The organism is Bifidobacterium italicum (assembly GCF_002286915.1).
In the GTDB taxonomy this organism is placed as follows: Bacteria; Actinomycetota; Actinomycetes; order Actinomycetales; family Bifidobacteriaceae; genus Bifidobacterium; species Bifidobacterium italicum.
Genome location: NZ_MVOG01000006.1, coordinates 22,839 through 46,234 on the forward strand (window position 1 = coordinate 22,839; position 23,396 = coordinate 46,234).

At 67.8% G+C, this 23,396-nt stretch carries 18 protein-coding genes and 2 pseudogenes; 15 read left to right on the forward strand and 5 right to left on the reverse strand.

Annotated elements, in window-relative coordinates:
- Window positions 1-106: 106 nt before the first annotated feature.
- Window positions 107-1,507, reverse strand: a complete 1,401-nt coding sequence (locus tag B1400_RS02740; protein ID WP_095612937.1) for a P-type ATPase — start codon at window positions 1,505-1,507, stop codon at window positions 107-109.
- A 166-nt stretch (window positions 1,508-1,673) separates the two neighbouring features.
- Here B1400_RS02740 and B1400_RS02745 point away from each other — a divergent pair, with 166 nt between their 5' ends.
- From B1400_RS02745 to B1400_RS02805, 15 genes and pseudogenes are all read left to right on the forward strand, one after another.
- Window positions 1,674-2,336, forward strand: a complete 663-nt coding sequence (locus tag B1400_RS02745; RefSeq protein WP_095612938.1) for a type I phosphoribosyltransferase — start codon at window positions 1,674-1,676, stop codon at window positions 2,334-2,336.
- A gap of 38 nt (window positions 2,337-2,374) precedes the next feature.
- Window positions 2,375-2,821, forward strand: a pseudogene (locus tag B1400_RS10125) (TrmH family RNA methyltransferase); the annotation flags it as partial.
- A gap of 72 nt (window positions 2,822-2,893) precedes the next feature.
- Window positions 2,894-3,181 (forward strand): TrmH family RNA methyltransferase, encoded by a 288-nt coding sequence (locus B1400_RS10130; RefSeq protein ID WP_407641059.1) that lies wholly within the window; start codon window positions 2,894-2,896, stop codon window positions 3,179-3,181.
- A gap of 172 nt (window positions 3,182-3,353) precedes the next feature.
- Window positions 3,354-4,139, forward strand: a complete 786-nt coding sequence (locus tag B1400_RS02755; protein WP_235607284.1) for an ABC transporter ATP-binding protein — start codon at window positions 3,354-3,356, stop codon at window positions 4,137-4,139.
- A complete protein-coding gene (locus B1400_RS09910) occupies window positions 4,136-4,387 on the forward strand; it encodes a hypothetical protein (RefSeq protein ID WP_235607285.1) in 252 nt (83 codons plus the stop codon). Before B1400_RS02755 ends, B1400_RS09910 begins: the two co-directional genes overlap by 4 nt.
- Window positions 4,384-5,271: an ABC transporter permease gene (locus B1400_RS02760; RefSeq protein ID WP_235607286.1), complete on the forward strand. Its 888-nt coding sequence runs from the start codon at window positions 4,384-4,386 to the stop codon at window positions 5,269-5,271. The genes B1400_RS09910 and B1400_RS02760 overlap by 4 nt, the downstream gene beginning before the upstream one ends.
- A gap of 107 nt (window positions 5,272-5,378) precedes the next feature.
- On the forward strand, window positions 5,379-5,675 hold the full coding sequence (gene gatC / locus B1400_RS02765; protein ID WP_024540231.1) for an Asp-tRNA(Asn)/Glu-tRNA(Gln) amidotransferase subunit GatC: 297 nt from the start codon (window positions 5,379-5,381) through the stop codon (window positions 5,673-5,675).
- Between the two features lies 1 nt (window position 5,676).
- Window positions 5,677-7,218, forward strand: coding sequence for an Asp-tRNA(Asn)/Glu-tRNA(Gln) amidotransferase subunit GatA (gene gatA / locus B1400_RS02770; protein ID WP_095612939.1), 1,542 nt, complete (start codon window positions 5,677-5,679; stop codon window positions 7,216-7,218).
- A 21-nt stretch (window positions 7,219-7,239) separates the two neighbouring features.
- A complete protein-coding gene (gene gatB / locus B1400_RS02775) occupies window positions 7,240-8,739 on the forward strand; it encodes an Asp-tRNA(Asn)/Glu-tRNA(Gln) amidotransferase subunit GatB (RefSeq protein ID WP_095612940.1) in 1,500 nt (499 codons plus the stop codon).
- Between the two features lie 166 nt (window positions 8,740-8,905).
- Window positions 8,906-9,970: a GNAT family N-acetyltransferase gene (locus B1400_RS02780; protein ID WP_095612941.1), complete on the forward strand. Its 1,065-nt coding sequence runs from the start codon at window positions 8,906-8,908 to the stop codon at window positions 9,968-9,970.
- Window positions 9,971-10,014: 44 nt separating this feature from the next.
- Window positions 10,015-10,326 (forward strand): DUF2469 domain-containing protein, encoded by a 312-nt coding sequence (locus B1400_RS02785; protein WP_026645432.1) that lies wholly within the window; start codon window positions 10,015-10,017, stop codon window positions 10,324-10,326.
- 192 nt (window positions 10,327-10,518) lie between these two features.
- The gene (locus B1400_RS02790; RefSeq protein WP_095612956.1) at window positions 10,519-12,108 is read left to right on the forward strand and encodes an NAD(P)/FAD-dependent oxidoreductase; all 1,590 of its coding nucleotides are present in this window, start codon (window positions 10,519-10,521) and stop codon (window positions 12,106-12,108) included.
- A gap of 299 nt (window positions 12,109-12,407) precedes the next feature.
- The gene (gene rho / locus B1400_RS02795) at window positions 12,408-14,255 is read left to right on the forward strand and encodes a transcription termination factor Rho (protein ID WP_235607287.1); all 1,848 of its coding nucleotides are present in this window, start codon (window positions 12,408-12,410) and stop codon (window positions 14,253-14,255) included.
- Between the two features lie 114 nt (window positions 14,256-14,369).
- On the forward strand, window positions 14,370-14,777 hold the full coding sequence (locus tag B1400_RS02800; RefSeq protein WP_095612943.1) for a chorismate mutase: 408 nt from the start codon (window positions 14,370-14,372) through the stop codon (window positions 14,775-14,777).
- A gap of 139 nt (window positions 14,778-14,916) precedes the next feature.
- Complete coding sequence (locus B1400_RS02805) at window positions 14,917-16,905, forward strand: tubuliform spidroin (protein ID WP_157909620.1); 1,989 nt, start codon at window positions 14,917-14,919, stop codon at window positions 16,903-16,905.
- A 275-nt stretch (window positions 16,906-17,180) separates the two neighbouring features.
- Here B1400_RS02805 and valS read toward each other — a convergent pair whose 3' ends face one another.
- From valS to B1400_RS02825, 4 genes and pseudogenes are all read right to left on the reverse strand, one after another.
- Window positions 17,181-19,961 carry a valine--tRNA ligase gene (valS, locus tag B1400_RS02810; protein WP_095612945.1) on the reverse strand — a complete coding sequence of 927 codons (2,781 nt, stop codon included), beginning with the start codon at window positions 19,959-19,961 and terminating at the stop codon, window positions 17,181-17,183.
- A 101-nt stretch (window positions 19,962-20,062) separates the two neighbouring features.
- The gene (locus tag B1400_RS02815; protein WP_095612946.1) at window positions 20,063-21,604 is read right to left on the reverse strand and encodes an ABC transporter substrate-binding protein; all 1,542 of its coding nucleotides are present in this window, start codon (window positions 21,602-21,604) and stop codon (window positions 20,063-20,065) included.
- A gap of 211 nt (window positions 21,605-21,815) precedes the next feature.
- Window positions 21,816-22,466 (reverse strand): annotated as a pseudogene (nth, locus tag B1400_RS02820) (endonuclease III); the annotation flags it as partial.
- 88 nt (window positions 22,467-22,554) lie between these two features.
- A complete protein-coding gene (locus tag B1400_RS02825; protein ID WP_095612948.1) occupies window positions 22,555-23,313 on the reverse strand; it encodes a winged helix-turn-helix transcriptional regulator in 759 nt (252 codons plus the stop codon).
- Window positions 23,314-23,396: the final 83 nt, after the last annotated feature.

Sequence of the window (23,396 nt, forward strand, 5' to 3'; positions counted from 1 at the left end):
GGCCCAAGGCCTCCCCGCGTAGGATGGACGCGGAGGCGTATGCATGGGCGATGCCCCGGTCGGATGCCTGTCCTCAGGCATCCGACCGGGGCATCGCCGTATCGGGTCAGCGGTCGATGTGCGCGCGTCGCAGCCGCAGCGCGTTGAGCAGCACGGCGAGCGACGACAGGAACATCGCCAGCCCGGCGAGGCTCGGGTCGAGCGTCCAGCCGGTGAAGGGGTAGAGGACGCCGGCGGCGATCGGGATGCCGATGAGGTTGAAGACGAAGGCCCAGACCAGATTCTCCTGGATGTTGCGCACCATCGCCTTCGACAGTCGGATCAGCGGCGGGACGCAGGAGCAGCCGGCCGTGTCGGTGACGACGTCGGCATGGCGGAACGTCGCGTCGGCGTCCTTCGTGACGACGACGGCGATGTCGGCGGCGTTGCGGACCGCGACGTCCTCCGAGCCGTCGCCGACGAACATCAGCGCGGCCGTCGCGCCGTCGATGTCGAGTCTCGCGCGGCGCTCGTCGATGAGACGCACCGCGTCGTCCGCGTCGCCGGTGGCGATGACGTCGACGCCCATGCCCCGGTCGAGCAGCGCGTCGATGGTTTCACGTGAAGCATCGGCGAGCGCCGACGAGATGACGACGGCGCGCACGTCCTTCGCCTGCTGCAGCGCGCTCGTCGTCAGGACACGCATGCCGGTGCGGCGCGCACGGTCGGTCGCGAAGGTCGCGGCGAGCGGCGCCGCCCAGCCGAGCGCGACCGGGCAGGCGATGATCAGGACGTCGATCCCCATCAGCAACGCGCGTGCGAAGGCGGGTTGCCGGCCGAGGATCATCCAGACGACGAAGGTCCATACGGCGATCAGGAAGACGACCGGCACGAGGACGCGCGACAGGCGGTTGACCTTCGTCTGCAGCGGGAACGCGGCGCGGCGCGGCAGCCAGCGGTCGCTCATCAGACGCGCGAGCAGCACGAGCGTGATGAGGACGCCGGTCACCTGGAAGTAGACGTCGTGCATCGAGTCGGGCAGCACGTCCTCGGCGAAGCACACGAGCAGGCTGTAGACGTAGGCGGCGGTCGCGCCGACGGCCGCGAGCGAGTTCATGTTCGGCACGCGACGGCGGATCGCCGACCAGCCGTCGATGTGGATAGGGTAGCCGCTGTAGAACATGACCGGCGTGATGATGATCGCCTGCAGCCACGGCGCGATCAGCCAACCGGGGATCATCGACGGGTTCATCAGATGCAGCAGGTCGGGGATGACGACGAGCAGCGTCAGCACGGCGGCGACGATCACCTGCGCTGTGAGCAGGCGCACGCTCGCGGCGTTGTCGGAGCGGCGTGTGCGCAACGTGTCGCCGGCATGCACCGGCTCCTGCTCCGGCTGGTCGCGGAAGGCGCCGGATTCGGCGTCGGCGGCGCGCGCCTCGGCGCCGAAGAAGAACCGGATCGTCAGGAACGTGAGCAGCAGCGCCACGACGACGCAGACCACCGCGATGAACAGATTCAATCCCATACTCGCCCCCTGGGCTTTGCGTGACCCTGCCGATGACCGGCAACACCAACTCGTTTCGACATCACCACTGTACGCGATGGTATGCGCGACGGCCCCGCGGCGCGCGACTCCCGCACGACGGGCGCCCGCGCCCGATTTGACGGGGCGCACGGCTACGCTGGCGTACATGAGTGAAGAAGCCTCTACGTTCCGCAAGACCGCATCCGCCTCCCGACGCGACGAGGGCGCCGCGCCGGCCGCGACCGACGAGGCCGCCTTCGCGCTGATGGAGCCGCGCGACCAGCTCAGGACGTTGCTGCGCGCCCATATGGCCGACCGCCCGTTCTCCGAGCTGTCGCCGGTCACCTTCGACCATCGCGGCGCATCGCTGATCGGCCACATCATGCTCGACACACTCGAGGAGCAGGGGTATGCGATCGACGATTTCGACGCCGTCGGCGCGCTGACGGCGGCCGCCGTGCCGATCGTCTGCTCGATGATGCACGCCGCGGCCTCGCGCGGCGAGGCCCTCGACGGTTTCGTCATGGACTTCGTCTATCCGGCCACGAAGGGCCCGTCGATCAGCGGCAGGCGCGTCATCCTCGTCGACTCGTGGCTGTCCGAGAAATCCTATGTACAGACGTCGTCGCTCGTCACGTTGCGCAACGGCAACGAACTGAGCCTCGATTTCGGCGTCGTCGACGCGCAGGGCGCCGAGGTCGTCGCGATCACGTCGCTCATCGGCGGCGTCGACATGGAACGTCCGACGGTGCGCGTCGTCGATCCGGTCAGCGGCGAGACGACCGAAGTGCCGTTCGTCGAGACCTTCCGCGAATCCGAGCTGCACTGAGCGGCCGCCGGCATGACGCGAAGGTGAGCGTGGCGCAGATGCACGAACCGAATCCGATCGATGTGGCGGCGAAGGCCTCGGGTGAGCCTTCGTTCCGTGAGGTGGGCGTGGGCCCGTGGGAGCAGGAGCATCCGGGCGAGCCGCGTCCCGACGACGCGCGCTACGACGCGGCGCTGCTCGACGACGGCGACCGTCGCAACGTGCTCGACCGCTACCGCTACTGGAGCGTCGACGCGATCCGCGCCGACCTCGACGGCCACGGCCGCCATCTGTTCGAAGTGGCGATCGAAAACTGGACGCATGATTTCAACATCGGATCGATGGTGCGCACGGCGAACGCGTTCACGGCGAACCGCGTGCACATCGTCGGTCCGCACAAATGGAACCGCAAAGGCGCGTTGATGACCGAGCTGTACCAGCACGTCGTCAACCATCCGTCGATTCAGGCCTGCGTCGACGACTGGCGGCGGCGCATTGCATACGAACGCGAGGAAGCGCTCTTTCGCATCGACGCGATCGTGCGCGCGTTCAACGCCGGCACCCTCACCGAGGAGGTCGTGCGCCGCGAACTACAGTATGCGCGGCGCGACCTGCATATCGCCGAAGGCGCGAAGGTCATCGCGATGGACATCATCGACGGCGCCGTGCCGATCGAGACCTACCGCTTCCCCGAGCGCTGCCTGCTGCTGTTCGGCGCCGAAGGCCCGGGGCTGTCCGACAAGGCGCTCGAACTCGCCGACGACGTCGTCTACATCAGCCAATTCGGCTCGGTGCGTTCGATCAACGCCGGCGCCGCCGCCGCCGTGACGATGCATGCCTGGATCACACAGCACGCGGCTGTGTGATCGGATGGACGCTGTACACAGCACGCGGTTGTGTGATCGGATGGACACTGTACACAGCACGCGGTTGTGTGACCGGCGACGGGCGTCGGCGCGTCGCCGAACGGGCGATGCGCATGCCGCATCGTGGGCGCGTGCCGCATCGACCGCCATGCGCTTGCTACGATGAGGCCTCATGATGGAATTCAACGGCGTCTGCAAATCATTCGGCGCCAAACCAATACTCGACCACGTCAGCTTCACGGCGCCCGACGGCGTCGTCACCGGCTTCGTCGGACCCAACGGCGCAGGCAAATCGACGACGATGCGCATCCTGCTCGGTCTGATCGCGCCCGATGAAGGCGCCGCGCTCGTCGACGGCGTCCCGTACGCGAAGCACCGGGCCCCGATGGCGAGCGTCGGCGCCGTCCTCGACGCCCGCTGCGCGCCGAAGAACCGCACGGCCTACGCGTATCTCAAATCGCTCGCATACACGAACAACATCCCGAAGTCGCGCGTCGACGAGGTGCTCGATCTGACCGGACTGGCGAGCGCGCGCACGACGAAGGCCGGCCGTTTCTCGCTGGGCATGGGCCAGCGCCTGGCGATCGCCGCCGCGATGCTCGGCGACCCGAGGAACCTCGTACTCGACGAACCGGTGAACGGCCTCGACGCCGAAGGCGTCAAGTGGGTGCGCGACCTGTGCCGCAACAGCGCCGCCGCCGGACGCGCCGTGCTGCTCAGCTCGCATCTGATGAGCGAGGTGGCGCTCACGGCGGACACGCTCGTCATCATCGGCCATGGCAGCATCCTGCGATGCACGCCGGTCGCCGATTTCGTCGCCGAGCATTCACGGCCGCTGATCTCGGTCGTCACGCCGGACGCCGACAAGCTGCTGCGATGTTCGCGCATTCGCCCGGCGTACGTGTCGCAGAGACGGCGCTCGCGGACGGCTATCCGCGCGACGCGCGCGCGTTCATGATCGAGGGCGCCGACCTCGAGGCCGTCGCCCGGGGCTTCGCCGCCAACCGGATCGTCACTTACCGCTTCGCGCGCGAGCAGGTCTCGCTCGAGCAGGCGTACATGGAGCTCACGCACGCGCACGCGCAGTACGTCGCGACGCCGATCGGCGCGCGGCAGCCGGCGATGCCGTCCGCGCAGATGACGCCGGCCGCGATGCCGGTGATGACGAACCCGACCCACCCGACGACGAACGGAGGTGCGCGATGAGCGCGACCGCAACGACCCAGCCGCATGCGCCGCGCGCGGCGCGACTGACCTTCGGCGGCGCGCTGCGCGCCGAATGGTGCAAGATTTGGAGCGCGACGTCGACCTATGTGCTCGGCGTGCTCGCGATCGCGTTCCTGCTGATCAACAGCCTGATGATGGGCTGGCTGCTCTCGATGCTCGCCAACGAGAACATGCCGGTCGGGCATGAGGACATCTGGTCGACGGCGAGCTCCGGCGCCGGCAACGTGCTCGTCATCGTCGGCATCCTCGGCGTCATGGCGCTGACGGGCGAGTTCAGCTCGTCGTCGATCGTCTCGTCGCTCACCGTGGACCCGCGCCGCGCGATGTTCATGCATGCGAAGGCGCTCGTCGTCGCCGCCGTCACCTTCCTCGCTTCCCTCGTCGGCGTGCTGCTCGCGTGGGGCGTGGCCGCGGCGATGGTCAGCTCCCATCTGACGACCGGCGCGAGCCAGACGCCGGCGGCGATGCCGGTCGTCACATTGCTCGGACTGCCGGTGATGATGGCCTTTGCGGCCGTGCTCGCGATGGGGTTCGGCGCGATCTGCCGCTCGACCGTGGGCGGCGTGCTGTGTGTCGTCGTGCTGTACACGATCGTGCCGTCGGTGTTGCAGATGACGCAGCTGCTCGGACGACGCTACCTGTGGATCACGTCGGTCAACAACTGCCTGCCGGCGAACGCGTTGTCGATCTTCGTCGGCGGCGGCGCGAGCTCCCTCGCGAACGACGCGGCGTCGATCATGCTCGTCGACGGCGCGCGGCCGTTCCAGCCGTCGTGGGGCGCGGCCGGTGCGATCTTCGTCGCCTGGAGCGTCGTCCTGTACGCCGTCGGCGTGCTGGTGGTGTGCCGGCGCGACGTGAAGTGACGGCGCGGCGGTGATGCGGCGACCGCGGGCGGGGGTCCGGGGTCGCCGCATCGCGCATCGTGCCGCTTGCATGCGCCTCGTCACATTTGGTTCGTATAGTGGGAGGCATGCCTACATTCACACGTGAAGAAATCATGCATTTGGGCGATCTCGCCCGAATCGCGCTCACCGACGAGGAAATCACCCGCATGCAGAGCGAGCTCAACGTCATCGCCGAATCGATCAATTCGGTCCAGGAGGTCGCGACGGACGACGTGCCGCCGACCGCCAACCCGGTGCCGCTCGAGGCCTATCTGCGCCCCGATGTGCCGGTCAAGCCGCTCGACCAATCCGAAGTGCTCGCCGCGGCGCCGGCGACCGAGGACGGCATGTTCGTCGCGCCGCAGATCCTGGGGGAGGAGTGAGATGACCGACCAGAACGAACTCGTCAAGCTGTCCGCAACCGAGATGGCGGCCAAGCTGCGCGCCAAGGAGATCTCGAGCCGCGACCTCGTGGCCGCCGAGCTCGACGTCATCGACGCCGCCGAGCCGAGCATCAAGGCCTTCCTCAAGGTCGCCGGCGAGGCCGCGCTCGAGCAGGCCGACGCCTTCGACGACCTGTCCGACGACGAGAAGGCGGAGCTGCCCGAGCTCGCCGGCGTCCCGATCGCGATCAAGGACATGATCGTGACGAAGGGCATCGAGACGACCGCCGCCTCCCGCATCCTCGAAGGCTGGGTCCCGCCGTACGATGCGACCGTCATCGAGAAGCTCAAGGCCGCGCATATGCCGATCCTCGGCAAGACGAATCTCGACGAGTTCGCGCAGGGCTCGTCGACCGAGCATTCGGCCTTCCAGCGCACGTCGAACCCGTGGGACGTCGAGCGTGTGCCCGGCGGCTCCGGCGGCGGCTCCGCGGCGGCCGTCGGCGCCTTCGAGGCGCCGCTCGCGCTCGGCACCGACACCGGCGGATCGATCCGCCAGCCCGGCGCGCTCACCGGCACCGTCGGCGTCAAGCCGACCTACGGCGGCGTCTCCCGCTTCGGCGCGATCGCGATGGCGTCGTCGCTCGACCAGATCGGTCCGGTCTCGCGCACCGTCCTCGACTCGGCGCTGCTGCAGGAGATCATCGGCGGCCATGACCGCCGCGATTCGACGTCGATCCCCGAAGGCCCGCGTCCGATGGTCGCCGCCGCCCGCGACGGCCTGAACAACCGCGACCTCAAGGGCATGAAGGTCGGCCTCGTCAAGGAGCTCAACGGCGACGGCTTCCAGCCGGGCGTCGAGGCGCGCTTCCATGAGGCCGTCAAGAAGCTCGAGGCGATGGGCGCCGAAGTCGTCGAGGTCTCGTGCCCGCACTTCAAGTACGCGCTCGGCGCCTACTACATCATCATGCCGTCCGAGGTCAGCTCGAATCTCGCCCGCTACGACGGCATGCGCTACGGTCTGCGCGTCATGCCGCCCGAGGACGTGCCGCAGACGGCCGCGAACATGATGGCCTACACCCGTGAGGCCGGCTTCGGCGACGAGGTCAAGCGCCGCATCATCCTCGGCACCTACGCGCTGTCCGCCGGCTACTACGACGCCTGGTACGGCTCGGCGCAGAAGGTGCGCACGCTCATCATCGACGACTTCCGCAAGGCCTTCGAGCAGGCCGACGTCCTCGTCTCCCCGACGAGCCCGTCGACGGCGTTCAAGTTCGGCGAGAAGATGGACGATCCGCTCGCGATGTACATGAACGACATCGCGACGATCCCGGCGAACCTCGCCGGCGTGCCTGCGATGAGCATCCCGGCCGGTCTGTCCGACGACGGCCTGCCGGTCGGATTCCAGTTCATCGCGCCGCAGCAGCGCGACGAGGTCATGTACAAGCCGGCCGCCGCGCTCGAGGCCGCGCTCGAGGAGGACTGGAACGGCCCGATCTGGCGGTCGCTCAGGACGCCGTGGCTCGATGGACTCAACAAGTAAGGGTGACAGGAAGAGAATATTATGGCTGAAAAATTGATGAAGTATTCCGAAGCCGTCAAGAAGTTCGATCCGGTCATCGGTCTGGAGACGCACGTCGAGCTGTCCACGAACACGAAGCTGTTCTGCCCGGCCCCGATCTCCTTCGGCGCCGAGCCGAACACCGAGCTGACGCCGGTGAGCCTCGGCCTGCCGGGCTCGCTGCCGGTCGTCAACGCGGCCGCCGTCGACTACGCGATCAAGCTCGGCCTCGCGCTGCACTGCCAGATCAACGAGTGGAGCCAGTTCGCCCGCAAGAACTACTTCTACCCCGACATGCCGCGCGACTACCAGATCTCGCAATACGACAAGCCGACGAACGGCGAGGGCTATCTCGACGTCGAGCTCGAGGACGGCACCGTGTTCCGCGTGCCGATCGAACGCGCGCACATCGAGGACGACGCCGGCAAGAACACGCACGTCGGCGGCGCCGACGGCCGCATCGAGGGCGCCGACCATTCGCTCGTCGACTACAACCGCGCGGGCGTGCCGCTCATCGAGATCGTGACGAAGCCGATCGAGGGCGCGGGCGACCGCGCTCCGGAGATCGCAGGCGCCTACATGCGCGCGATCCGCGATATCGTGCGTGCGCTCAACATCTCGCACGCCCGCATGGAGCAGGGCAACATGCGCGCCGACGTCAACGTCTCGCTGCGCCGCGACCCGTCCGATCCCTTCGGCACGCGCTCCGAGACGAAGAACGTCAATTCGTTCCGCGGCATCGAACGCACGATCCAGTACGAGATCCGCCGTCAGGCCGCGATCCTCGAGGACGGCGGCGAGATCCTGCAGGAGACGCGCCACTGGGACGAGGCCTCGCAGTCGACGGCCGGCGGCCGCGTCAAGTCCGACGCCGACGACTACCGCTACTTCCCGGACCCGGACCTCGTCATGCTCCACATCACGCCGGAGCACGTCGAGGAGATCCGCAAGGTCATGCCGGAGATGCCGCGCGAGCGCCGCAACCGCCTCAAGGGCGAATGGAAGTTCTCCGACACCGAGATGCGCGACGTCATCAACGCCGACGCGCTCGACCTGATCGAGGAGACCGTCAAGCTCGGCGCGACGCCGTCGGGCGCGAAGAAGTGGTGGCTCGGCGAGCTCTCACGCGAGGCGAACGCCAAGGGCGTCAGCCTCGAGGAGCTGCCGATCGACGCGCAGGCGGTCGCCGACGTCGAGCGGCTCATCGCCGACGGCAAGCTCAACGACAAGCTCGCCAAGCAGACGGTGAGCCTCGTGCTCGCCGGCGAAGGCTCGCCGGCCGAGATCGTCGAGAAGCACGGCTTCAAGGTCGTCTCCGACGACGGTGCGCTGCAGGCAGCCGTCCAGGAGGCGCTCGACGCCAACCCGGACGTCGTCGAAAAGCTCAAGGGCGGCAACATGAAGCCGATGGGCGCAATCATCGGCGCCGTCATGCGCGCGACGAAGGGCCAGGCGGACGCGAAGGCCGTCACGAAGATCGTCCTCGAGAAGATCAAGGGCTGAGCACTTCGGCAATCGCCCACGCAGGCCGGGGCGGCGGACATCGATCGTGTCCGCCGCCCCGATGCGTATGTGGACGCGCCGACGCCGAGGACATGGGCGTACACTACAATGGCAAGACTGGAGAGCATGGGAGAACGCTCCAGTCGCCAAACAAAAAAGGAACAACATGACGCACAGTGATGAACGTCGCGAGGAGGAACGGGAACGGTCGCGCGTGCTGCCCACGCGTATCACGATTCCCGACATTCTGGGGGAGATGGTGTATCTGCGGCCGGCCACATCGCAGGACCTGCCGCTCATGGACAAGCTTGACGCCTACGTGAACGCGTCAGGCATCACCGGCAAGGACCGCGTGGCGGAGCGTGCGGCCGTGCACGCCTGGGTGCGCCGTTCGGAGGCGTGGACGCAGGGAGCCGACGTCGGCGGCGGCGTCGACGACCCCGAACACCGCCGCACGATCGCATGGGCGCTGATGACGACGCCCGACGACAACGACGAGGCCGTCAACGCGGACAACGCGACCGAGTTCCTCGGCATGATCTTCCTGATCGACATCGACGGCTGGGCGCGGTCGGCGCGCATCCAGGTCGTGCTCGGCAAGGACTTCCGCGGCCGCGGCTATTCGCGCGACGCGATGCCGCGCGTCATGACCTACGGCTTCGCCGAGCAGCCGGAGGGGCTCGGGCTGCACCGCATCTGGGTGGCCGTGCCCGAGAAGAACACACGCACGTTCTCCGTCTACCAGTCGCTCGGCTTCGTGCCGTCGGGCACGTCGCGCGACGCGCTGTGGGACAACCGCCTCGGCAAGTACCAGGACCTCAACGTGCTCGACACGCTCGTCGACGAGTTCGACCCGGTGCGCGCGATGGACGCCTTCGGCATGCACGTCATCACGTCGAACCCGGGCATGGAGAAGGCGCTGTCGCTCCACCAGCATTCGATGGCGATCAAGAAGCAGGAGCTGCGCGAGGCCGGCCTGCTCAAGGACCTCGACGACGAACGCCAGCGTCTCGCCGACGCCGCCCGTCAGGCGGCGCATGACGCCGAGCAGGCGCCGACGCTCGGCGAGACGCTGCACCGCGACGCCGAACGCATCGCCGGCGACGACGTCGACGCCGAGAACGCATGGCCGTACAACAACGCGGAACGCAACACGTCGAAGAAGGCGTGGTGGCGCACGCTGGGGCGCGACCGCAACCGCCACGGCGCGGCCCCGCACGACGGCGAGTGAACGAAGACCACGGACACGAAGGACAGGAGCACGAGCGAGCAACCATGAGCGCCGAAGACCTCGACAACTATGAGACCGACGCCGAACTGGCGTTGTACAAGGAATACCGCGACGTCATCAAACTGTTCACCTACGTCGTCGAGACGGAACGCCGCTTCTATCTGGCGAACAAAGTGGACTTCAACGTCCGCTCGGCCGGGCAGGACGTCTACTTCGACGTGCAGCTCTCCGACGCATGGGTGTGGGACGTCTACCGTTCGAACCGCTTCGTCAAGAACGTGCGCATCGTGACCTTCAAGGACGTCAACGTCGAAGAGGTGCAGAAGAGCGACATCGACATCCCCGACGGCATCTGAGCGTCCGAGGTCGTGAACCCGTGCCTCCCATGGCCTTCTATGGCCATGGGAGGCACTAGACTGCTGCGAAGCGCGCTATATCCATGCGCATGACAATCCCATGACTTGCGCGGTACCGGCGCGAGGATGCGCGATGCGAATGTTTTCAGCAGCGATCAATCGGAAGAACCAGTGTTGAAGGAGAACGTGAACGTGTCTGACAAGCAAACCGTAGTGATCATCGGCGGCGGCCCCGCCGGCCTCACGGCCGCCTGGGAGCTCGTCAAGGACGGCGGCGCGGACAAGTACGACGTCACCCTCCTCGAGGAATCGCAGGAATTCGGCGGCATCGCGCGCACCGTCAAGCACGACGGCAACCGCATGGACATCGGCGGCCACCGCTTCTTCTCGAAGGACGAGCGCATCATGCGTTGGTGGGAGGAGACGCTGCCGCTGCAGGGCGCCCCGTCCTACGACGACAGGAAGCTCGGCCGCGTGCACGAGCTCGAGCCGGGCGGCCCGGACCCGGAGAAGACCGACAAGGTCATGCTCAAGCGCCACCGCGTCTCGCGGATCTTCTGGAACAAGCATTTCTTCGACTACCCGATTTCGCTGTCGATGAACACGTTGAAGGCGATGGGGCCGAAGCTCACCGTCGTGGCCGGCTGCTCGTACCTCAAATCGGTGTTCCACAAGCTGCCCGAGGACAACCTCGAGAACTTCTACATCAACCGCTTCGGCCGCAAGCTGTACTCGATGTTCTTCGAAGGCTACACCGAGAAGCTCTGGGGGCGCCATCCGTCGGTCATCTCGGCCGACTGGGGCTCGCAGCGCGTCAAGGGACTGAGCATCATGGGCGTGCTCAAGAACGCGTTCCGCAAGCTGCTGCCGAAGAAGCGCGACGCCGAGGAGGTCGAGACGTCGCTCATCGAGGAGTTCTGGTACCCCAAGCTCGGCCCGGGCCAGCTGTGGGAGACCGTCGCGCGCAACGCCGAGGACGCCGGCGTCACGATCATCAAGGGCGCGAAGGTCGTCGAACTCGACCAGCATGACGGCAGGATCGCGTCGCTCGTCTACGAGGACGAGCACGGCGTGCGCACGACGCTGACGGCCGACGAGTTCATCTCGTCGATGCCGATCAAGGACCTCGTCGAGGCGATCGACGACGGCGACGCGCATGCGCCGAAGGACATCGTGCGCATCGCCGACGGCCTGCCGTACCGCGACTTCGTCACCGTCGGACTGCTCGTCAAGCACCTCAAGCTCAGGAACACGACCGACATCCCGACGCTCGGCAACCCGCCGATCGTGCCGGACTGCTGGATCTACGTGCAGGATCCCGGCTACAAGGTCGGCCGCCTGCAGATCTTCAACAACTGGAGCCCCTACCTCGTCAAGGACGTCGACGACACCGTCTGGATCGGCCTCGAGTACTTCTGCGAGGAGGGCGACGACTTCTGGAACATGAGCGACGAGGAGGCGACGCGCTTCGCGATCAGCGAGCTGACGCGCATGGGCGTCATCAACGGCTCGCACGAGGTGCTCGACGCCCACCGCGAACGCGTCAAGAAGGCGTATCCGGCGTACTTCGACACCTATGACGAGATGCCGGCCGTCGTCGACTACCTCGACTCCTTCGGCAACCTGTACTGCGTCGGCCGCAACGGCCAGCACCGCTACAACAACATGGACCATTCGATGGCGACGGCGATCGAGGCCGTCGGCAACATCAAGTCCGGCAAGCCGACGAAGGAGAACATCTGGTCGGTCAACACCGACAAGTCCTATCACGAATCCAAGTGACTGACGGATTCCGGGCGGTCCGCCATGCCTGCGCGCATGGGACCGCCCGGAACCGTATGGGCGTGCCGGCGCCCCGCAGGGGACACGGCGCCGCGCGCGTCGTCGTGCGTTCCGGCTAAGGTGTGTCCTGTCCGATATGAATTCGGGCGTTTCCTTTCGCGAACATATGACGCATGACATATGTGCTTTCCGTATATGTTCATATATTCGCAAACCCTGTGTGAAGCCGTCGCGCCGTATCTGGGCGGATGGCCGAAGAAAGGCACAACCAAGTGGTCACAACCTCGAAACTAGAAGACATGAAGCTTCCCGAGCTCAAGGAGCTCGCCAAGCAGATGGGCCTGCGCGGCGTCTCGACGATGCGCAAGGGCGAATTGCTTGCAACGTTGCAGGCCGCACGCAACGGCGAGGCGGCGCCGGCGGGGGTCACCGTGCGCGTGCCGAAGCCGGCCAAGCAGGAGCGCAAGACCGCGACGCCGGAGGAGCCGGCCGCCGTGGCTCCGGCAGCGGATGAGCGAGCGAAGACGGCGGCGCGCGCCGCGCATGCGCAGGCGGCCCCGGAGGAGCCGGCCTCGTCGACGAAGATCGTCATCGACGAGCCGAAGCCGGAAAGCAACATGGAGATGCACGTCACCGCCCGCCGCGTGCGCAAGCGCCGCGACGAGGCGGCCTCCGGACAGTCCGGGCAGCAGCAGTCCTCCTTCGAATTCGACGACCAGCCGAAGCGCCGTCCGCGCCGCGGCCACGACGACCAGCGCGGCGCCCACCGCCGTATGCCGGCGCAGCCCTCCGGCGAGAGCATCAACCTTGACGAGATCCTCGATGCGCTGCCGGGCGTGCCGGCGCACGGCCACGACGACCAGCGCGAGACGCGCCGCGGCCGTGGCGACCGCAACGATCGCAACAACAACCGCAATGACCGCAACGAGCGCGGCAACAACCGCCGCGGACGCGGCCGCGACAACGAGAACCGCCACGACGACGCTAACGCGCAGCGCGACGACCTCGTGCCGGTCGCCGGCATCGTCGACGTGCTCGACTCCTACGCGTTCATCCGCACCTCCGGCTATCTGCCGGGCCCGAACGACGTCTACGTGAGCATGGGGCAGGTCAAGAAGTACGGCCTGCGCAAGGGCGACGCCGTCAAAGGCTCGATCCGCACGCCGCACGAGGGCGACCGCCGCAACCAGCGCCAGAAGTTCGTGCCGCTGCAGTCGATCGATTCGATCAACGGCATGAGCGTCGAGGAGGCCGCCCGACGCCCGCAGTTCAGCAAGCTCACGCCGCTCTATCCGAATGAACGGCTCAAGATGGAGACGACGGCGAACCGCCTGACCGGGCGCCTCATCGACATCGTCTCGCCGATCGGCAAGGGCCAGCGCGGCCTGATCGTCTCGCCGCCGAAGGCCGGCAAGACGATCACGCTGCAGAACATCGCGAACGCGATCGCGACGAACAACCCCGAGGTCTATCTGATGGTCGTGCTCGTCGACGAACGTCCCGAAGAGGTCACCGACATGGAGCGCACCGTGCAGGGCGAGGTCATCTCGTCGACCTTCGACCGCCCCGCCTCCGACCACACGACCGTCGCCGAACTCGCGATCGAACGCGCGAAGCGCCTCGTCGAACTCGGTCAGGACGTCGTCGTCCTGCTCGATTCGATGACGCGTCTGGCGCGCGCCTACAACATCGCCGCACCGGCGTCGGGACGCATCCTGTCCGGCGGCGTCGACGCGCAGGCGCTCTACCCGCCGAAGAAGTTCTTCGGCGCGGCGCGCAACATCGAGAACGGCGGCTCGCTGACGATCATCTCGTCGGCGCTCGTCGAGACCGGCTCGAAGATGGACGAGGTCATCTTCGAGGAATTCAAGGGCACCGGCAACATGGAGCTGCGACTGAGCCGCGAACTCGCCGACAAGCGCATGTTCCCCGCCGTCGACGTCAACGCGTCCGGCACGCGCCGCGAGGAGCTCATCACCGATCCGCAGACGCTGCCGATCATCTACCGCCTGCGCCGTCTGCTCGGCGGCCTCGAGCCGGAGCAGGCCTACCAGACGCTCGTGCCGCGTCTGAAGAAGACGATGACGAACCGCGATTTCTTCGCGGCGCTCGTGCAGCAGGGCGGCAACACGCTCAACGGCAACTGATCCGCGGCCCTCGCGGATACGGACGGCCGATATGCGGCGGACGGGGACGCATGGCGCATCGCCATGCGTCCCCGTCCGCCGCATATCGGCCGTCGATGCGCTAAGGTGGAACCCATGACTACCACGGAGGATGGCTGGCGCGCCGACGCGCGCGAGGAGGCGACCGACATCGACGCCTTCGCACAATCGGACGACCCCCAGATGCAACGCATCGTCGAACGTATCGACACGTTGCGCGCATCGATCGACAACATCGACATGGCGATCGTCGCGTTGCTCGCCGAACGGTTCAAGGCGACGGCGCAGGTGGGGGCGCTCAAGGCGCGCGCGGGATTCGCCGCCGCCGACTACGCGCGCGAGGAGCAGCAGATGCAGCGGTTGCGCCTCGTCGCGCAGGGGGCCGGCCTCGACGTCGAGATCGCCGAACAGTACCGTGAATTCGTCGTGACCGAGACGAAGCGGCGCCATCGCCGCATCGCCGAGGCGGGAGGCGACGCCGGCGTCCTCGACGTCTTCGCCTGACGGCGGGGCGCTTCGCCGACGGAGGAGGCGGCCTCGGCGGCTGCGACTAGGGTGGAGACGCCAAGGTGCAGACGAAGGCGGCCCGAAGGGCTGCCTTCGCTCGATGACGCGACGGTCGGGACTGCGGAGGGAGCACGGGATGCGACGAGCATGGATGCGGTTATGCGCGGCGGCGACGGTGGCGGCATGCACGGCCGCGCCGTGCGTCGTCGCCGTCGTCCACGCCTGCGGGCAGGCCGCGGCAGCCGTCGCATCGGCCGACGAGGCCGCATCGCGCTTCACGCGGCACGACGTGTTCACGACGGCCGCCGCCGGCGGCGCGCGCCGCTACTACCTCGAGACGCCGGATGGCGGCAACGTGACGTCGATGACGGCGCGCGGACGGCTGCCGTGGACGATCGACGTCGACTATGCGCTCAACGGGCCGAACGTCGACGCCGACGCGTTGTGGGGCGCCGACGGCACCGTGCAGATCCATGTGCATGTCGCGCCGGACATGCGCGCCGACGGGTCCATGCGCCGCTACGCGCGCCAGCTACGGTTGTTCACGACGTTCACGTTGCCGGCGCAGGCCGTGAAGGATGTGGGCGCCGGCGACGGCGTCGCGATCGCCAGACGCGGCGACGCGATCGTCGTCTCGTCGACGGCCGCGCCCGGGGAAACGCTCGACATGCGCGTCTTCGTCGAGGCGACGAAGTTCTCGATGGGCGACATCGCCGTGGCCGCATTGTCCGCGGACTCGGCGACGGCCTACGGCGATGGGCTGCGCGCGCTCGGCGCGCAATCGTCGACGCTCACCGAAGCGGTCAACAGGCAACGCGGACGGTCCGAGGACGACGGCGCGAACGCCGCGTTCCTTGCGACGCTGACGCAACTGCGCGATCAGGAGCGCGCGCTCGCCGAGCAGCGGATCGCCGAGCTCACGAAGGCGCATCAGCGGGCCTTCCGCGACTACATGGCCGCCTATGTCGGCTCCTACACGAACCATCTGTCCGGCTCGATCGGCACGAAGACGCAGATGACTGCGTTGATGGGCACCGCCGGCGAACTCAACGGGGACACGCCGCTCGCGCACGCCGTCACCGCGCTGGCGACGGCCGTCAACGACGTCTCCGACGCCTACCAGCACATCGGCGCCGCCGACGAGGTCGACCGGATCATCACGCGCATCCGTCAGCAGGGCACGGACGGACTGGCCGACGACCTCAAACGGACGGCCGGCGAACAGGCGCGCATCGGCGCGCAGATGTACGCGGACGGCCAGGGGCAGCTGTCGCGTGCGATGATCCCGTATTCGATGGCCTACACCGACGTCTACACCTCCGAACTCAACGACCTGACCGGCGGCGACCTCGCGCGCGCCGGCGCGGCCTCGGCCGAGGCGATCGCGGCGACGAACGCGCGCAACGGCGCAGGGACGCTCGGCGACGACATGGCCGGCGTCGACGCGGCGATGGCGACGCTCGCCTCGGCGCGCGAGCACACCGGCGCGGCGAACGCGGCCGAGCAGATCCTGCAGCGTTTCCCCGACGAACTCGCCGACGGCGGCGCGGAGGGCGCCGACGTGGACGTGCGCATGCAGCTGCAGCCGGTCCTGCGCGATTCGCCGCTGATGCGCGCGACATACGAACAGTGGCTGCGAGACCCGCTCGGCGGTCAGGCGCGTGCGCGGCGCGCGTCCCGCATCGCCGACGCCGAGAAACAGCAGCAGGCGACGCATGGTGCGAAGGACATGTCGACGCTCGTGACGCCTTCGGCCAACGATGCGGCGGCCGAGATCTCGAAATACGCCGGATCGGTGACCTCCTCGATCGGCGGCGGTGGCGGCGGGGACGGCGCCACCGCCGGGAAGCCGGGCGATGGCGGCCAGCCGCGGCAGGCGTCGAAGACGATCTCCGAGGACCAGTGGATGGCGCTCGTCGACGCGAACCCGTGGGGACGCACGTTCATCGCACCTGATATGCAGCCGTCCATCGACGAGACGGTGCGCATCGCGTCGGTCAGGCCGGCGCTCGACGCGACGGCCGGAGAGCTCGCGGACGGCGGCGCGCTCGCCGGTCAGGTCACGTCGACGCGCTCTGGCGACGTCCTCGACACACGTTTCCTGATCGTGCGCGGCGCGCACTGAGATCCGACCGTTCGGGGTGCGGGTCGCGGCGATCGCAGTCGCCGGGGAGGGGCTTTGCGACCATGCTCGGTGCATGTCGCACCGGCTGCGTTCGCAAAGCGGACGTTTTCCGACCGTTCCGGGTGCGGATGGCGGCCGTGACGGTCACGGACCGTGCAGTTGGCGACCGTTGCGGGTGCAGTGTGCACCCGCAACGGTCGCACACATAGGGGATGGCCCCCGGAACCGAATGGGGTTCCGGGGGCCATCCCCTTAAACAGCGCTGGATGTGCTGCTCACTGCTTCGGCTTCTTGGCCGGCGGCTCGCCGAGCTCGCTGTCGGAGACGATGATCGTCTCCTCCTCGGTCGTTTCGGCCGGGGCGGCATCATCGGAGGCGCCGTCCTTCGGGCGCGCGTACTTCTCCATCAGATCGCTCGCCTTGCGCAGCGTGATCCGGCCGGTCACGCGCGCCGCCTCGGCGATGTCGCCGAGCGCCGGCACGAGCGCGTCGTGCAGCTCGTCGTTGACGTTGAGCATGACGGACAGGATCGGCGTCTTCATCGAGACCTTCGCCTTCGACTTGATGCCGCGCAGCGCCGTGAGCGCCTGCCCGGCCTGCGCGAGCAGGTCCGGCGACGCCTTGAATGCGGCCGCCGCATAGGTCAGCGGCTTCGGCCACGGCGCGCGGTGCACAGAGCCTTCGCCGGCATGCATCCAGCTCCACACCTCTTCGGTCGTGTACGGCAGGAACGGCGCGAGCAGACGTGCGAAGGCGTCCAGGCCGAGGCCGAGCGTCGTGCGCGCCGACTTGACGGCCTGCGGGCTCGGCGTGCTGCCGGTCGACTCGGCCGTGCCGTAGGCGCGGTTCTTGACGAGTTCGATGTAGTCGTCGCAGAACTGCCAGAAGAAGTCCTCGATCGCCTCGAGCGCCTTCGAATGCTCGTAGTTCTCAAGCGATTCGGTCGCGTCGTAGACGACCTTCGCCATCTTCGCCATCGCGGCGCGGTCGAGCGGTTCGGTGACGTCCTGCGGATTCCATGTGGCCGTCGCCGCCTCGCCGACATGGTGGTTCTCGTCCTCACGGCCGATCGCGAGCGCGAACTTCGTCGCGTTGAGCAGCTTGATCGCGAGCCTGCGGCCGATCTTCATCTGGCCCTCGTCGTAGGTCGCGTCGAGGCCGAGGCGTGCCGAGGCCGCCCAGTAGCGCACGGCGTCGGCGCCGAACTTCTCGATCGGCTCGTTCGGGACGACGACGTTGCCCTTCGACTTCGACATCTTCTTGTGGTCGGGGTCGAGGATCCAGCCCGAAAGCGTCGCGTTCGCCCACGGCAGGCAGTGGTTCTCGAGGTCGGCGCGGTCGATCGTGCTGAACAGCCAGGTGCGGATGATGTCCTGTCCCTGCGGGCGCAGGTCCATCGGGAACGTCGACTTGAAGAACGACTCGTTCTCCGCGCCCGGTTCCGCCCACTTCGTGACGATCTGCGGCGTCAGCGACGACGTCGCCCACGTGTCCATGATGTCCGGTTCGGCCATGAAGCCGTTCGGCTGGTTACGCTGCTCCTCGCTGTAGCCCTCCGGCACGTCGATCGACGGGTCGATCGGCAGACGGTCCTCGCTCGGCGTCAACGGATTCGCGTAGTCCGGCTCACCGTGCTCGTCGAGCGCGTACCACAGCGGGAACGGGACGCCGAAGAAGCGCTGGCGCGAGATCAGCCAGTCGCCGTTGAGGCCGTGCACCCAGTTCTCGTAGCGCACGCGCATGAAGTCGGGGTAGAAGTTGAGCTCCTTGCCGCGTTCGATGAGTTCGGCGTTGAGGCGCTTGTTCGTGCCGCCGTTCTCGAGGTACCACTGGCGGGAGGTGACGATCTCGAGCGGCTTGTCGCCCTTCTCGTAGAAGTTCGTCATACGCATCGTCGGCTTCGGCTCGCCGTCCATGTCGCCGGCCGCCTGCAGCTGCTCGACGACCTCCTTGCGCGCCGAGAACGTCGTCTTGCCTTCGATCGCGGCGAAGCGTTCGCGGCCCTGCGCGTCGCGGATCCAGTCCGGCGTGTCCATGATGATGCGGCCGTTGCGCTGGATGATCGAACGGGTCGGCAGATGCAGGTCGCGCCACCATTCGACGTCGGTCATGTCGCCGAAGGTGCAGCACATCGCGATGCCGGCGCCCTTGTCCATCTCGGCGGCCGGGTGGGCGAGGATCGGGACCTCGACGTTGTAGAGTGGCGACGTCACCATCTTGCCGAAGTACGGCTTGTAGCGTTCGTCGTCCGGATGCGCGATGAGCGCGACGCATGCGGAGAGCAGCTCGGGGCGCGTCGTCTCGATGTAGATCGGCGTGCCGTCCTCGAAACGGAACGCGATGCGGTGGTAGAAGCCCGGGTATTCGCGCGATTCGAGCTCCGCCTGCGCGACGGCCGTCTGGAACGTGACGTCCCACAGGCCCGGCGCGTCCTTCTGATAGGCCTCGCCGCGCGCGAGGTTGCGCAGGAACGCCTTCTGCGCGACGCGGCGCGGATGCTCGCCGATCGTGTGGTAGGTCTGCGACCAGTCGATCGACAGGCCGAGACGGCGCCACAGGTTCTCGAAGAGCTTCTCGTCCTGCGCGGTGAGGCGCTCGCACAGCTCGATGAAGTTGCGACGCGAGCACGGCACCTGGTCCTTCGCCTGGATCTTCTTGCCCTCGGTGCCTTCGAACGGCGGTTTGAAATCGGGATCGTAGGGCAGCGACGTGTCGACGCGCACGCCGTAGTAGTTCTGCACGCGACGCTCGGTCGGCAGGCCGTTGTCGTCCCAGCCCATCGGGTAGAGGACCTCGAAGCCGTTCATGCGCTTGTAACGCGCGATGATGTCGGTGTGCGTGTACGAGAACACATGGCCGACGTGCAGATGGCCGGAGACGGTGGGCGGCGGCGTGTCGATCGAATAGACGGCGCTGCGCTCGCCGGGGTTGTGGAATGTGTAGGTGCCGTCTTCGTCCCAGACGCCGCGCCACTTGTCCTCGAGACCGTCCACGCCTACGCGGTCGGGGAGGGGGGTGAGATTGGCGCTGATGGAGATGTCTTCGCTATCAGTCATAACCGTCAGTGTAAAAAGCGTCTATGACATCGTCGCCGCCGCGCACACGGCTCGCCGCGCACGTTTCGCGATGTGCGCAACGGCGCATGCATCCGGCGTTTTCAGCGGCGCGTCGCGAGGTCGGCGAGCCGCAGCCGCCATGACGAATTCTCGGCGTCGACGCCGTCGACCGAGCTCTTCGCGACGACGAAGTCCTTGTTCTCATACAGCCACGCGCTCGCCGCGTCCTGGCTGACGATGCGGTCGAAGTCGCGCATGCGTTCGCGGTAGTCCTTGTAGTCGGTCCTGGCGAGCGCGTCCTCGTAGACGCGTTGCGCCTCGCCGTTCTGATAATGGAACATCGGCGAGCCGTCGACGAAGCGGCGGTAGTCGTCGACGCCCTCGAGCGTGACGAGCGCGCAGTCGTAGTCGCCGTCGGAGACGCGCTTCGCCAGTTCATCCGCGTCGACGACCTCGAGCGTCGCCGGCATCGACAGCACGTCGTTGAACGTGGCCGTGATCCGTTCGGCGACCGCGCGGTGCGTCTCGTCGGTGAGCACGGTGAACTCATGGAAGTAGACGTAGGGGAAGTAGGCGCGCATCGACGCGGCCTTCGCCTCGTCGTAGGGGAACAGGTCGTCGAGGTCGACGTAGCCCGGCTGCAGGCGTCCGATCGGCCCCGACAGCTGCGCCGCCGACTCCGGCTGCGTCTTCGCGATGCCGGCCGCGTCGATCGCGTAGCGCGTGAGCTGGCGCACCTGCACGTCCGAGAACGGGCTCTCCTGCGCGTTGTTGAGCGCGAGCATCGTCTGGCGCATCCCCAGCCCGTCGTCGACGCGCAGCCCGTCGTGCTTCGCGAGCCGCTGCGTCGTCGCCGCATCGCGCGGCAGCGCCACGTCGAGCGAGCCGGCCTCGGCGGCGTCGGCGAGCGCCGCCTCGTCCTTGTAGTAGGCCAGGCGGATGCGCGAGGTCGACGCCTTGCGCCCCCAATAACGGTCGTTGCGTGTGAGCGTGATCGACGAGCCGTCGCTGCCCGCGACGTCGAAGGGGCCCGAACCGTAGGTGCGGCGCGCGTAGTCGTCGCCGGCGCGTTCGGCGGCCGCGACGTTGACGACGATGCCGGCGCGGCCGGTGAGCGCCCACAGCAGCCGCGGATTCGGCCTGTGCAGATCGATCGTGAACTGCGAGTCGCTTGTGTTGCGCACGGTGGCGACGTCGCCGAGCTCCTCGTAGCCGACGTGGCGGTCGGTGATCGTCCGCTGCAGCGACGCGACGACGGCGCTCGCGTCGAGCGCGCTGCCGTCGGCGAAGGTCAGCCCGTCGCGCAGGATGAACGAGTAGTGCAGGCCGTCGGCCGACGGCACCCAGCGCGCGACGAGGTTCGCGGCGACCGAGGCGTCGTCGCCTCGCGTCAGCAGCGTCTCGTAGACGTTGCCGACGAGCGCCTGCTCGACGCCGCGCTCGTCGTTCGTGCGGATGTCGAGCGACGTCGGCTGGTCGGTCAGGCCGACCGTGAGCTCGCTTGAGCCCCCGCCGCCCCATGGCGCGCCGCCGTCGCGTCCGCGCATGAACAGGAACGCCGCGACGATGGCCGCGACGGCGATGATCGCGGCGAACACGATCCATGGTGCGACGCGCGCGCCGCGTGATTCCCGGGTGTGCATGACTGTGCAGTATACCGGCAGACGACTACCGTGGGCCGGCGTCGTCCGCGGCGGCCTCGCGCGACCGGGACGTCGATGTCCGTGGCGGCTTCGCCGATTTCGTCGTCGTCCTCTTTGATTTCGCCGTCTTCGTCGTCCTGTGCGCCGTCGTCCTGCGCTTCGCCGGACGTCTGGTGCCGGTGCGCGCCGACGGGAGGTCGAGGAAGTCGCCGGCGCTCGGGCATGAGTCGTTGAGCGGGCACCACGCGCACTGCGGCGCGCGCGCCGTGCACACGGTGCGCCCGAAGATGATGAGGCGGTGCGACAGGTCGGTCCATTCCCCGGGCGGGAACACGGCGGTCACGTCGCGTTCGATGTCCTCGGGGTCGGTTTCGTCGGCGTCGCGCCAGCCGAGGCGCCCGGTGACGCGGATGACGTGCGTGTCCACCGGGAAGCCCGGAATGCGGAACGCGTTGCCGAGCACGACGTTCGCGGTCTTGCGGCCGACGCCGGGCAGCGACGTCAGTTCCTCCATCGTCTGTGGCACGGCGCCTGCGAAGCGCGTCGCGAGCGCCTGCGCGAGCTCGATGACGTGCTTGCTTTTCATCCGGTAGAAGCCCAGCGTGCGGATGATCGATTCGACGTCGGCGATGTCCGCCCGCGCGAGCGCGTCGGCGTCCGGATAGCGCGCGAACAGCTCCGGCGTGACGCCGTTGACGCGTCGGTCTGTCGTCTGCGCGCTGAGCACCGTCGCGACGATCAGTTCGAAGGGCGTACGGTAGTCGAGCTGGCATTTCGTGACCGGGATGAACTCGCGCAGCCGATCGTATTCGCGGCGCATGCGCGCGGCGCGCGCCCGTTTCGATTCCCGTTTCGCGGCCATCGTCGCACCTCCCGTCCGTCGCGCCGCCGGATGCGGCGCCGACATCCTTCGAGCCTACCCGCGCCGCGGACGGCCACGCAGGCCCGCGTCAGTGCCGCGGCGTCGTCCCGTGGCCGGCCGCCTCCTGCGCCTGCGCGCGTTCCTCGTCCTCCTCGGGCGGGTCGAAGCGGTAGCCGACGTTGCGCACGGTGCCGATGACGTGTTCGTATTCGCCGCCGAGCTTCGCGCGCAGGCGGCGGATGTGCACGTCGACGGTGCGCGTGCCGCCGTAGTAGTCGTAGCCCCACACCTCCTGCAGCAGCTGCGCGCGCGTGAACACGCGCCCCGGATGCTGCACGAGGTACTTGAGCAGCTCGAACTCCTTGTAGGCGAGGTCGATCGGGATGCCGCGCAGGTTCGCCGTGTATCCGTTCGTGTCGACGACGAGGTCGCCGGAACGGATCAGGCCGTCCTCCTGCTCATCGTTCGCCGGCGCGGCGCCGGCGGCGACGACGGTCGCGGCGCCGCGTTCGGAGACGAGCCGCAGGCGCCCCTCGACCTCGGCGGGCGACGCGGTGGCGACGACGACGTCGGTGACACCCCATTCGGCGTTGATGACGGTGAAGCCGCCCTCGGTGAGGATCAGGACGATCGGCGTCGACAGCCCCGAGGCGTGGATGAGACGGCACAGCGTCTTCGCGGTGGCGAGGTCGTCGCGCCCGTCGAGGAACAGGATCGTGTTCTCCGGCATCTTGACGAGGCTCGCGGCGTCCATCGGCAGCACGCGCACACGGTGGGAGAGCAGCGCGAGTGAGGGCAATACGGAAGCCGGATCGTGCGAGAAGGTCATCAGTGTCAGATCCGTCACAATATGCCCCTTATTTCGGATGGTCTCATGCGGTCGTGCCCATTCGGCGCGCTGCCTCACATTGTAACGGCAGGCACGGTACC